The organism is Sphingobacterium cellulitidis, assembly GCF_043187465.1.
Taxonomy (GTDB): domain Bacteria; phylum Bacteroidota; class Bacteroidia; order Sphingobacteriales; family Sphingobacteriaceae; genus Sphingobacterium; species Sphingobacterium cellulitidis.
The window spans coordinates 1,766,156-1,779,447 of record NZ_CP171136.1 but is presented as its reverse complement, the minus strand read 5'-3'; the positions used below and the strand labels follow the sequence as shown (position 1 = coordinate 1,779,447).

8 protein-coding genes are annotated in these 13,292 nt (G+C 36.6%); 1 reads left to right on the top strand and 7 read right to left on the bottom strand.

The window, feature by feature from the left end; genetic code table 11:
* Nucleotide 1: 1 nt before the first annotated feature.
* From ACF3OC_RS07710 to ACF3OC_RS07690, 5 genes are all read right to left on the bottom strand, one after another.
* Nucleotides 2-1,069 (bottom strand): hypothetical protein, encoded by a 1,068-nt coding sequence (locus tag ACF3OC_RS07710; RefSeq protein ID WP_094281494.1) that lies wholly within the window; start codon nt 1,067-1,069, stop codon nt 2-4.
* A 4-nt stretch (nt 1,070-1,073) separates the two neighbouring features.
* Complete coding sequence (locus ACF3OC_RS07705; protein WP_094281492.1) at nt 1,074-1,427, bottom strand: response regulator transcription factor; 354 nt, start codon at nt 1,425-1,427, stop codon at nt 1,074-1,076.
* A gap of 2 nt (nt 1,428-1,429) precedes the next feature.
* Complete coding sequence (locus ACF3OC_RS07700; RefSeq protein WP_392471247.1) at nt 1,430-5,326, bottom strand: response regulator; 3,897 nt, start codon at nt 5,324-5,326, stop codon at nt 1,430-1,432.
* A gap of 291 nt (nt 5,327-5,617) precedes the next feature.
* Complete coding sequence (locus tag ACF3OC_RS07695; protein ID WP_094281488.1) at nt 5,618-6,301, bottom strand: TrkA family potassium uptake protein; 684 nt, start codon at nt 6,299-6,301, stop codon at nt 5,618-5,620.
* 3 nt (nt 6,302-6,304) lie between these two features.
* Complete coding sequence (locus ACF3OC_RS07690) at nt 6,305-7,690, bottom strand: TrkH family potassium uptake protein (RefSeq protein ID WP_094281486.1); 1,386 nt, start codon at nt 7,688-7,690, stop codon at nt 6,305-6,307.
* A 278-nt stretch (nt 7,691-7,968) separates the two neighbouring features.
* On the opposite strand from ACF3OC_RS07690, the gene ACF3OC_RS07685 reads away from it, so the two are divergent.
* Nucleotides 7,969-8,811 carry a mechanosensitive ion channel family protein gene (locus ACF3OC_RS07685; RefSeq protein ID WP_094257053.1) on the top strand — a complete coding sequence of 281 codons (843 nt, stop codon included), beginning with the start codon at nt 7,969-7,971 and terminating at the stop codon, nt 8,809-8,811.
* Nucleotides 8,812-8,859: 48 nt separating this feature from the next.
* On the opposite strand, the gene ACF3OC_RS07680 is transcribed toward ACF3OC_RS07685, so the two are convergent.
* Together ACF3OC_RS07680 and ACF3OC_RS07675 are read right to left on the bottom strand one after the other, a co-directional pair.
* Complete coding sequence (locus ACF3OC_RS07680) at nt 8,860-11,313, bottom strand: ThuA domain-containing protein (RefSeq protein ID WP_218823982.1); 2,454 nt, start codon at nt 11,311-11,313, stop codon at nt 8,860-8,862.
* A 474-nt stretch (nt 11,314-11,787) separates the two neighbouring features.
* Nucleotides 11,788-13,290, bottom strand: a complete 1,503-nt coding sequence (locus ACF3OC_RS07675; RefSeq protein ID WP_094281480.1) for an acyl-CoA dehydrogenase family protein — start codon at nt 13,288-13,290, stop codon at nt 11,788-11,790.
* Between the last annotated feature and the right edge of the window lie 2 nt (nt 13,291-13,292).

Below are 13,292 nucleotides of genomic sequence, written 5' to 3'. Positions count from 1 at the left end.
GTTAGGATTTTTTCTGTAAAGCGTGATTTAAAACCAATAAAGCAGGATCTTCGGGATCCAATTGATTACTTAGGTCAATTAAATACTTGAATTCGCCAAGGTTTGCCAATGCTTCGGCAGCCATGACTTTATTCCGTTTGGTAGGACTATGCAATAGATTAGATTTTAAAAAATCTACTTGATCAAAAGCCCTGGTTTGTCCCAAACCTTTTAAGATTTCAAATTGAATATTTTCATTCAATTCAGGATAACGCTCTACTAACATCGCGGAAGTATCTTGTGAATCCAAACTGAACAATGTCTTGATAACCTCCTTCTGGATAAAATCATCCCCTTGCCCCAGAAAACTCATTACCAGGTCGTGTAACTCAAAGATTTGAAATTTCCGAACCAACTTTAAGGCAAACAACAAAACAGATGGATTATTGGACTTTAACCAAGAAGCGATCTTTGAAACGGAGCCCACTGGCAAGGATTTTATATTATTGAGGATGCGTAATTGCTCCCAATTTGAAAGAACTCCTTCCAAATTATCCATAAAGGATAAGCCTTCGAATCCATTAAAGTATACCATGGCATATTGAACTTCATGGACCACATTTTTATTGCGGTGATTGATCTTGGATTCAATTTCAGGCAAAGCATCCCGCACATTCATAATGGTCAATGCCTGTATACCTCGAGCAACCAAGTGCCCCTTGAAACTCCGTAATAAATCATAAGACTCTCGATCCAAATGGTAGGTATAATAAACTTTTTGAAGGCTAATAGCTGCAGCCCCCGAAAACTTCCGATCAGCCTCAATCAACTGACCTAAAAAAAATCTTCTGAACCGTTCTTGTTTTAATAATTCAGATAACTTCGGGTCAATGTTCAACTCCGCATTATTGCCTTCAACAATAACTTCCATCAGCCTCTCATTAAGCATATTCTTCCAATACTTCCTATTGATCTCCAATTTATACGCCCGAAAACTGTAGATCAGTAATCCAAGCGTGAACAGAAATACCAATATTAAAATGGTTAATATCACTAATGTCAACTCATGAAGGGTAAACATTTGTCCCATATTTCTATTTCAACAATCTATTTACACGAATAATCAATTCATTCGGACTAAATGGTTTCACCATAAAATCAGAAGCTCCTAAATCAAATGCCTCCAATACCGTTTCCTCCTGTCCCATGCTCGATAACATTATTATTGGAACCCTTTTGTCTAGATTTTTGAGTTCTGAAAGTATCTCAATCCCTGATGCAAATGGCATCATGATATCACTGATAATCAAATCGATATCCGTATTTTTCAATAAATCAATTGCTTCCATTCCATTTCTGGTTAGGATAACTTGATAACCCTCTTTTTTAAGTTTATGTTCGATAGTTTTGAGGATTAATTCATCATCTTCAGCTAATAACACAACCATCTTTATTCCTTTATGTCTATTAATAATTTTTGTAAAATTTCAATTTCTCTTAACACCATAGGCATATGATCCCAAATCTCTACTCCCTTGTCAAACTGACTCTCCAACTCAACCAGCATTTGATTTAGTTCTTTCAGCCCGGCACTTCCCGAAGTTCCTTTTAACTTATGTAAGATTCTTCCCAATAAGGCTTCATCTCGATTTTCTATGGCTTGCTGTATATCCAAATCCTGCATTTGTAGCTCTTGAATAATTAATCCATAAAACTGTTGTTTGAAAACAGGATCTGAGTCTGTTGCCTCCTCGATTACCTCAAAATCGATGTGCTGAACCTCATTCAATTTCGTTGTATTCTTATTCGTTGCTTGACGAAGTGAATTATAGATTACTTCTTTAAAGCTTTCTACTTTAATAGGTTTGGTCAAAAAATCATTAACCCCTACTTGCAAACAACGTTCTCTTTCTCCAACTACATTTGCTGCTGTGATACCAACAATTGGAGTCTTATCATAGGCTGCTAAAGTTCGAATTTTACGAGTGGCCTCTAAACCATTCATGACAGGCATCTGAATGTCCATCAGGATCAAATCAAAAGAATGCTTTTGGCAAGACTCCACCGCCAATAGTCCATTCTCAACACAAACCGTTGAACAATTTGGAAGTATATTTTCAATCAATCGATTATTCAAGGCCATATTCACGGGATTATCATCTGCCAATAGAACATGGAATGATTTATTTAGGAATTGCTCCTCATCGCTGTCCGAATGAATTCCATTGTTTTCAAATGCTTGGCTTGCTGAATTATCCTTATTTAATACCCGATAAAGATCTTCAGAAATTATAGGTTTAGTTAAGATATAGGAGTTTGGTTCCTGTCGGAAATGGCCAATATGATTTTGATCATCAGAAGAAGTATGAAGCACTAGAATAGGTAATTCTTCCTTTTGAAGGGCATAAAATTCTTTGATCTTCTCTAAGGTTTCTAGGCCATTTAAAATGGGCATCCTATAATCCATTAGAATGGCATCAAATCGCTTACCTGTGCTTAAAAGTTGAAGTGCCTCAAAGCCATTTTCAGCAGTTTCAGTCTCAACTGATTTATAGGCCAGCATATGTTCCAGAATCATTCTATTGCTAGCATTATCATCTACAATCAGAGCTGAATGAATTGACAATTTATTCTCTGATTCAATCGGACTTTCATAAGGAACTTCTATTTCAAAATAAAATTCAGAACCTTCAGCAATTTTACTCTTTAAGGATAGATTACTACCCATATATTTTAAGATATTATTTGAAATGGTCAATCCTAAACCAGTTCCTCCAAATCTCTTGCTTACTGAACTATCCTCTTGGATAAATGCATCGAAAATTCTTTGTTGTTTATCCTCTGGAATTCCAATCCCGGTATCTCGAACCGTAAATCGTATCCCTACTTTCTCTGCATTCTTGAAAGTCTGTTCTACTCGTAATTCAATCTCCCCTTTCTCCGTAAATTTTACGGCATTCCCCAATAGATTAATCAGCACTTGCTTTATCCTGGACTCATCAATTTGTATCATGGCTGGCAAACTTTGATCGATATTCAGAAGCAATTCGATGTCCTTGTTCTGCGCTTGATATAAGATGACATGGATAACTTGGTTGACTAATTCATAGAGATTATACTGGTCAACATAAAATTCTAATTTCCCAGATTCAATCTTAGAAAAATCTAGGATATCATTGATGATGGCCAACAGATTCGTACCCGATTCGTTGACATATTTCAGGTATTGCTTTTGAAGATCATTGAGCGGTGTTTTTAACAACAAATCGGAGAACCCAATTACCCCATTTAATGGAGTACGGATTTCATGACTCATATTGGCTAGAAACTCAGACTTGGCTTTACTCGCTAAATCTGCCAACTGTTTCGCCTTCCGCAACTGTTCATTGATCTCTACCTGCTCAGTAATATTCTGTGAAAAAATTATTATCCCCCCAATGCTGTTATCCGATAGTCGCCATGGACGTACTTCCCAATTATAATGTTGATTTTCTTCACAACCTTCAACCTCCACAATTTCATCCAAATTTTTATAAGGAATGCCTTCCAAAGCCTTTTGATAAATTTCTTTCCTACTTTCTGGAACATTTGGAAATAGTTCATAGAGATTCTTTTTCCCCTCTTGATTAGCCCCTCGATGGAATTCTTCAATCCATTGTTGACTAATAGCCAAATAATTCAATTCCGTATCAAACATGGCTACGGATGCCGGGACATGCTTCACAAAAGTTTGAAGCATTGCTTCCTTCAATTCAAGATCTAAATATAATTTCTTACTTTGATCGATATCCTGAATGATTCCAAATACTCGCTCACAACGCCCTTCAATAATTTCTGGAATCCCTTTTAGGCGTACCCAAATCTGCTCAGAGTTTGGTTTCCGAAGCAAGATCTCAAAATCATAGGACTTTCCAGTAGCTATCGCCGTAGAAAACTTATGTTCTATATAAGCCCGTTCATCAGATTCAAAAAAAGAAAATACATTCTCCATATTGGGAATGAAATCATCGGAAACCCCATGTATATATCGAGTGGAGTCTGACCAATAAATCTCATTCTTTGCAATATCAACTTCCCAACCCCCCACTTGTGCGACAATATTCGTTTGCTCCAAAATCTGTTTGGTATGCTGTAGGTCCTTCTCCAATTTGATCCGGTCGTTCAGGTTTAATGCAGAACTAACAATATATTTCTTTCCATTCTGATCCTCTTCCAGCATATTGTTGTACAACCAATAAATCCACTCACCATCCTTCCGCTTCAATATCATCATCCCCGAATCTTCAGCATTTTCTAATATCCGATCCAAATATAGCTGGACGAGATGCTTGTTTTCTTTCGGGACCAAATCCTTTAAATTAAGGCTTGGAATCTCCGCTAACTCATAACCCAAGGTCTGCCTTCCTTTTTCATTGACCTCTAGAATATTTCCTTGGAGGTCATGCATACTCATCAAACCAATTCCGTTTTCAAAGAAATTCCTAAATCTTCGTTCTGAGATTTCCAACTTCACCTTCTCTGAGTTTTCCTTCGTGATGTTTCTTCCAAATGCAAAGATTTCCTTATTCTCCTGACCATGCTTTAAATGCCAGTCAATTGTTGCAAACTCTTCCTCTGAGATTGGAGTATTAGTCTGTACATTTACTTCTTGTTGAGAACTACGAACGGATTTAATCCTAGTAGAAACCTGGGAATCGCGCACTTGAAGGATTTCTAAAAAGCTTTCTCCAAGTAAATCCTTGACAGGTCTTTGCATTAATGCAGCAAAAGCTGGATTCGCCTCTTTTATACTAAAATCTTCATTCAGAACACAAATCATATTCTGAGTTACTGAAAGAATATCTTTGAAATATCCGGCTTGATTTAGTTTTCGCTTCGCCAAAAGAACAGTCACAACCGCTTTAGCCAAGTCTTTCAACTCTTGTAATTGATGTTGATTTAAGGTTTTAGGAAGGTAATCAATCACACAAAGGGTTCCCAAGGCAATTCCGCGATCATCTAAAAGTGGCACCCCCGCATAAAATCGAATTTGACCGGCAATAATCAAGGGATTAGTGGATGTACGAGGATCTAAAAAAGTATCCTCAATCATCAATGAATCATCACTCAGTAAGGTATATTGGCAAACCGTATTTTTTCTTTCCACGGTTTCTAAGTCCAGACCTATACAACTTTGAATCCGCTGCATGTCTTTCTCCATAATGGCTATGATGGAAGTCGGACAATTGGTAATCCGGCAGGCCAATTCCGCAAAAATATCAAGTTCCGGAAGTTTACCCAATCCAATAAGTCCAAACGAATAAAGGATATTCAAACGCTCCGCTTCATTTTCCGGGACAATAGACATGCTCATAGATAATTATGGTAGATTAATAACTAATGCAATTTAGCTATAACAAATGTTATAACGTGTGCTTTTATTAATTTAAACCATAAATTTGCTATATAGTTCTAAAATTATTTTAAGATTTTAAAAAAAATTAACCAAACTAAAATCATATTATATAAATAACTTTCTTTATTAAATATTTTAGCGATAAACATCAGATTTTAATTGTAGGTTTTCAACCAGGCATAAAAAAGGATGGATATCATCATATCCATCCTTTTATTAAAATCTATTTTAGCAAATTTCGCCTTATTTCAAAAATTCTTTAATATTCTTATTGCTGCCGTAGATCACGATAATCTCACCCTCCTGTAAAACAGTATCCGGTTTAGGAATTCCATGAAGAATAGTAGTAATAATTCGGCTCTTCCCAAATAAGGTATCCCGCTCCGCACTTTTTAAAATCGTAAGCACCAAGATTTCATATTTTTCCCTAAAGCCAATTTTTTGGATGGTTTTCCCAATATACTGTGCAGGGATTATCGCCTCAACAATGCTGTAATTGGCGTTTAATTCAAAAGAATCTACCAAACCTGATAAACATAGTTTCTTGGACCAACGTTCTGCAGTTTCTTCCTCTGGATGGACTATTTCTGTAACTCCAATGGCATTTAATACTTTTTCATGTAAGGCATTCACCGCCCTACTCACTAATCTCTTGACTTGTGCTTCTTTACACAGGGCAGTGACCATAATATTTGCACCCTCATCTTCACCAATTGCAACAATGACAACATCTGTATTCTTCAATGGTAATGAATGAAATGCATTGGGCTCAGCAGCATCCAAAGCAATAGTATGAGTTATCTTCTCTTTCAAAGCAGTAATGCGCTCCAACTTCAAATCCACACCGATGACCTCATTCCCTTGCGCCGTCAGTTTCATAGCTAATGAAGCCCCAAAGTTTCCTAATCCTATTATGATGAATTTCATGTCTTAATTTATTGTAAGTTCTTCTTTTGCGTATCTATAATTTGTAAACTTCACTTTCTTGAACATCGCAATCATGATGGTCAACATGGTTACCCGACCAATAAACATCAGGATAATCAAGGTTGCCTTGCTGCCTACTGAAAGTTTTGCCGTAATGCCCAAGGTCAATCCAACCGTACTATAAGCTGAAAAACACTCAAAAGCAATTTCCAGTAAAGTACATTCAGGATCAAATATCGAAATGGAAATAATACAACATCCAATGACGAATAAGGACAAGGTCATAATGGCAAATGCTCTTTTTATGGTAATTCCTGCAATTTCTCTTTGAAAGACTTCTACCCTTTCCTTTCCTTTTACCAAACTTAATATATTTAAAATTGCAACGGCGAAAGTGCTCGTCTTAATACCACCCCCAGTTGAATTTGGAGAGGCTCCAATCCACATCAACAAAATAATAAATAATATGCTATACACATGGAGAGCCCCATAATCAATACTATTGTAACCGGCGGTTCTTGGTGATACAACGGTGAATAAAGCTGTAACAAACTTCCCTGAGCCTTCATGCGTCACCAAGATATTATCATACTCCAAAATAAATATCAAAATGGTTGCAAAGACCGTAATACTTATGGTTGTGATCAGATTGATTTTACTATTGATATTAATAACCCAAGGCTTATAATCAAATTCCCTATAGGCCATTTTTTTAAAGATTCTACGAAATAGATGCTTTAGATATTTCAAGATATTTATTACAATCGGGAAACCTAAACCTCCAAAAATAATCAATATGATCAGCACCATTTGAAAGGAATAATTATGGATGACTAGCGGGTTGGTCAAACCATCCGGCACCAAGGAGAACCCAGCATTACAAAAAGAGGATATCGAATGAAAAACAGAAAAGAACAGATGCTCCAGAAAGGTCTGATCCATCAGTTTGGGGGTAAATAAAAAGATAAAGATAGCCCCAACCATTTCAATGGAGAAAGTGATGATAATAATGCGTTTCAACATCAGAAATACCTCACCCAGTTTCTCATTATTCGAAAAGCTATTGGTCGCGATTTGATTTTCATAAGTACTGGCTCCCTTAAAGAAATAGGCGAAATAATTCGTAAAGGTCAAGATACCTAATCCGCCGATCTGAATCAGCAGAATAATGATAAAATGGCCAATGGGTGTGAATGCAGTTCCAGTATCCAGGGTCGTCAATCCCGTTACACAGACTGCACTAGTAGCCGTAAATAAAGCATCTATAAAGGTAATAGGAACCTTGGTCGAAAAGGGGGCCATTAATAATAAGCATCCCGACAAGATGATTAAAATAAAACTAAACGTAAACAGCTGAGCTGGGTTATAGAATGATCTCAAATTTTTCATATTACAGAACGATGACAAAGTAAGGATAATTTCAAAAAATCAGGAATTATCCCAAAATACAGAGCTAATATTGCTTATTAGTTTATTTTTTAATACCTTTGTATCTTATTTATTAAAAAAATCTGCAAATCCCATTCTTGGATTTGCTATTGATTCCCATTTATTTTTCATAAAAAAAGGATAAATCCTAGGGAATCTCCCGATCCCTCACCGGATCATTTTTTAATTATTCTTACAAGTCTAACTATTAATTATCACATCAAAAAAATAGAAAAAAAATGCAAAATGCTAATCTGAATGGAATTGAGAGTAAGGTTGAAAAATTTATTGATAGTGCGATCGCCTATGCACCTGCACTGATAAGTTCTTTGATATCCGCTACCTTAGTCCTATTCTTTGGTTTATGGATGATCAAACTATTTGGAAAACTTCTTAACAAAATTTTTGAAAAACGCGATGTGGATCCGAGTATCCGAACTTTTCTCGGTAACTTTTTAAATTGGCTCTTAAAAATCATATTATTTATTGTCGTTGTCAGTCAATTAGGAGTTCAGACCTCTACTTTTATTGCCGTCATAGGTGCTGCTGGTTTAGCGATTGGTATGTCACTGCAGGGATCCTTATCCAATTTTGCCGGTGGTGTATTAATACTTTTGTTTAAACCATTTAGAGTTGGAGATTATATTTCTTCATCTTCAGGGGTAGATGGAACAGTAAAGATTATTGATATTTTCAACACCAAATTGGTAACTCCTCAAAACCAATTGGTCATTATTCCCAATGGTGAACTTTCGAACAGTAATATCACAAACTATTCTGAATTAGGAACCCGAAGAACTTGGTTTAATATTGGTGTAGGCTATGATACAGATCTAAAAGCCGCCAAAAAATTATTATTGGAAACCATATCTAAAAATGAATTTGCGTTTAAAGAACCTGCGCCAGATGTTGTCGTGACAGAATTAGGCGATAGCGCAATTAACCTTTCTATTCGAGTAACCACCTCCAATGATAATTTTTGGGCCATGCAGGAACAACTTATTATCAATTGCAAAGAGGATTTGGATAAAGCAGGAATTGATATTCCCTTTCCACAAACCGACATACATATCAAAAAATAAAAAAAGGCGAGATGTTAATTCATCTCGCCTTTTCTCTGCATTTGATTTTTATTTATGTGATAAAATCCACGTTACGATTTCATCTAAATCAGCATCTTTCATATTCGGGTGAGCAGCCATGGCTACTTCTCCCCAAACACCACTACCACCATTCTTAATCTTTTTCACTAAGATACTGTGCGCATCCTTATTGTCTTTGTAGTGTTTAGCAATTTCTACATAGGAAGGACCTACAGATTTCTTATCCACTGCGTGACAAGCTTTACAATCTGAGGCTTCAATCAATGCTTCTCCTTTTGGTTTGCTACTTCCTTGTTGATGACCCATTGGACCTGCAACGCTAGCATCGCCATCTCCTTTAGGAGCTGTTGATTTATCTGCAGAAGCTGGTACAAAGTCAATCCTGGAAATTGCAGCATCCGGATTTTTACTAAACCAACCACTTCCATATTCCAACACATAGAATTTACCATCCGGACCTACTTCCATATCGATAGGGCTATTAAATTTAACCCCACCCATAAATGGCTCCATCTTATCAAAATCACCATTCGGAAGCATAGTTACCGCTTTGAACCATCCACGAATCCAATCGTAAATAAATAGTTTACCTTCATAATAATCTGGATAACGGGTTTCTTTAGGGAACATCTCCGCATAATAAATTGGTCCTGCCATAGCATTTCTACCGCCAGATCCTACTTGCGGGAATTCCGGAGAATCTGCATATGGATACCAAATAAATGCTGGCATAGCCTCTGGCAATTCTTTCAACCCGGTATTATTTCTGGAATCATTTATTGGTTTCTTCGCATCATATGCCGGACCGGTTTCACCCGTCTCATAATTGTAAGGATGGTATGCATAGTTGTTACCAACAAAATATGGCCAGCCAAAGAATCCTGCCTTACGCGCTTGATTCACCTCATCGTATCCTCTTGGACCTCTATTAACAGAATCCTTATTCGCATCCGGCCCTACTTCTCCCCAGTACAAGAACCCATTCTTCTTATCAATAGAAATTCTATAAGGATTACGGTTACCCATGACATAAATTTCAGGCTTGGTTTTTTCAGTTCCTTTAGGGAATAAGTTTCCTGCTGGAATATCATAAGTACCATCTTCCTTCACAATGATTCTTAAAATCTTACCACGTAAATCATTGGTATTTCCCGAAGATCTTTGAACATCATATTGCTCATGTCCTGCTCTAGAATCTTTTGGCGAATATCCGTTACTAACAAATTTCTGATTCGGCTCATCAAATGGTGTGGAGTTATCCCCAGTGGAAAGATAAAGCATTCTATCTTGTCCAAAAGCTAAGGAACCACCCGTATGACAACAAATATCACGCTGAGAATAGAATTCAAGTACAACTTTCTCTGATCCCATATCCAACTTGTTATCCTTAAACACAAAACGTGAAAGTCTATTCACAGAAGTATCCTTTGGACTATAGAAAGCATAGATATAATTGTTTTTAGCAAAATCAGGATCTGCGGTCAATCCCATAAAACCTTCCTCAGCATTCACATTTGGAGTCTCCGTTTTATGATAAACATCTAACATTCCGACTTGAGTAACCTTATTGGTTTCTTTGCTATACAATAATAATTCTCCACGACGTTGTGCAATTAAAATATCCAAATTAGGAAGGATTGCCATTTCAGTAGGTTCAAAAAACTCACCTTCCGCCATGGTTACTTTTTTGAATTGATCAGCCGCTGGAACTTGTTTGCTCTTTGCTTTTTTATAATCTAATTCATAATTCTTTCCAATGGCATACTCGATTCCTCCTAAGATATGCTTCAAGAAATTAGGATCCGAATATTCGGCATCCTCATGTCCCAATCCTGTATAAAATGAACGACCGCCATCATAGTCATGATACCATGCTACCGGAGAATCTTTTATTTCATCCTTATTCGGAAAAACAGATTTATTTACATTCATCAGGACTTTTACAGAAGGCTCCATCTTTTTGAAAGTGTACCATTCATCCGTGATTTCCCAAGGATTAGGTAAGGATTTAGTTGAAGAATGGTTTTTGTCAACAATCGTCAACTCGCCTTTCTTCAATTCTGGCTCTGAGCCAAAATAGCCCCCTACCAAACGACCATACCAACCCCAATCAATTTCCGTATCTGCTGCGGAATGAATACCCACAAATCCACCACCTGCTTGAATATAACGTTCAAAATCAGCTTCTTGATAATTATCCAAAACATCTCCAGAGGTATTTAAAAAAACAACTGCTGAATAGTTCTTTAATGAATCTTCTACGAACCTATCCGCATTTGATGTTGTATCCACTAGAAAATCATTCTCTAGTCCTAATTTTTGAATCGCAGCATTCCCCTTTTCAATTGAATTATGGTGAAAGCCCGAGGTTTTGCTAAAAACCAGTACTCTAGCTTTACCAGAGCGTTTTTGTTGACAAGAACTCATTACCGCGACAAGCATCAGTAATAGAGAAATCTTGGATAAACAATTTTTGATCATACCTGTGTTTATTTATGTTTTATATGTGTTTAGGTTTTTGCTAATCCGTTTTAACAAGTTAGCAAATGTTAGTAAAAAAACAAATATGCAATTTATTATGACAGTCTGAAATTCTGCATTAAAAAAATTACATGCCTTGTATTGGTTTTGAATTAATAAGAATTGAATTTAAGAAAAATATCTTATGCAAGTACCTAAAAAATACAATTCAAATTCATTGTACTACCGGATATTTCCCGGACCTTCTCCGGACTTTCTTCGGACATTGGTCGGAAAAATTCGAACGAGGTCCGAAGAAAATCCGGCAGAAGTATGAATTTGACCATAATAAAAACATAAATAAAAAAAAGGATTTTCAAATATGACAACCCTTACACTGGAATGGAATTGTTCTGGCTGAACAATCTCCGTTTAATAAAAAACGGGCTAAGTGAATCACTTAACCCGTTAACTATTTATTTTTACTATTGTTCACTACGATACAAAACTCATCCAGTCTGAATTAATTCCATATTCAACTAAAGGATTTGCAGTATTTTTACTTACATATTGACCATGGAACATCGTTAAATCCATTAACATATGTTGACGGGTCATCTCAACCAACTCCTGGTTAAAACCATTCATTTGTAATACAAATTGGAAACTAATCACCCGAGCAATCATTCTACCAATGGTCACCAGATCTCTTTGTGGAATTCCTCCTTCTAAATTGAAGTTAAGCTGTTCCTTGAAATAAGGAGCACTTAAGTTTGACGTAGAATAATTAGAAAGGAAATCATAAAGATTAGCAGTTTTAGACTTACGCATTAATTTAGTAATTCCTTCTGCGATCTGAGCATATAACATTTCGTTTGACCCTTCAAAGATCTGGAATGGTCTGCTATCAACCACAGAACGTCCTGCAATATGATCCAAGCGATATCCGTTTGCACCTGCCAATTGTAAACTTATCTGAGCAGATTCTTGCATTAAATCAGTTACCAAAGCCTTTAATGTATTAGCTTCAATACTCAAGCCTGAAAGGTCATGCTCAATTCCTGAGGTTTGAACGGAATAAGCGCACATTCCTGAACAGATAGTAAATGCTGCCTGAATACGTGATAGTTGATATTTTACGGAATCAATATTGATCAATGGATTTCCACTCACGATACGATCTTGGCAGTGTTGTAAGGATTCGTCCATTAGACGTTTAATAAATCCTAATCCCATTCCTGGGAATTGCAACCTGCTTCTATGAAGCATATCCAGCATTAATTTGATTCCGGTGCTTTCTGGATTTAATTTTTGATCCTCAGGAACCACCACATCAATTGGATTCACCCCATAAGGAATGGCATATAGACCAAGATTATTATAGCGTTCAACCATTGGGATATGTTGTTCTGGATTTCCGTTCTCCGTCACAAAAAAATCGATATCCCTGGTCAATTCGCCAGTTGTAGTATATTTTCTGGCAGTCACCAGCCAATAGTTGGCAGCACCGCTTAAACCTTGCCAATGCTTTTCACCTTTGATTTTATAGGAATTACCGATATGCTCGTATCCTGTTTTCATATTTAAGGCATCACTTCCGTATGCTTTCTCGGTAATCATCAAGCCTCCCATGGCGTTATTTTCCATGAAGTCTTTAAATACACGCTCCTGAACGGAGAAATTACCATACTTCGCCAAAGGCTCTAGGAAAAGGGCAATATTGATTCCGAACATTAAGGATAAAGCCAAGGATTCGTAGGAAGCAGCAGAAAGTACCCCTAAGCATTCTTTTACTGAAACCCCTCTCCCCGCGTGCAATTTTGGAATAGCAACCGCCAAAGGCTTCTTCTTCATGATCTCCGCCAGGAATTCAGCTGGAAAATCACGCTTTAAACTAATTGATCCGTAATCAAACTCTTCTCTAAATAGATGGTATAAATGTTTTCTAAATGATGAAATATAGCTGTCAAAGTCTACATTTTCTATTACTTGGTTCATAT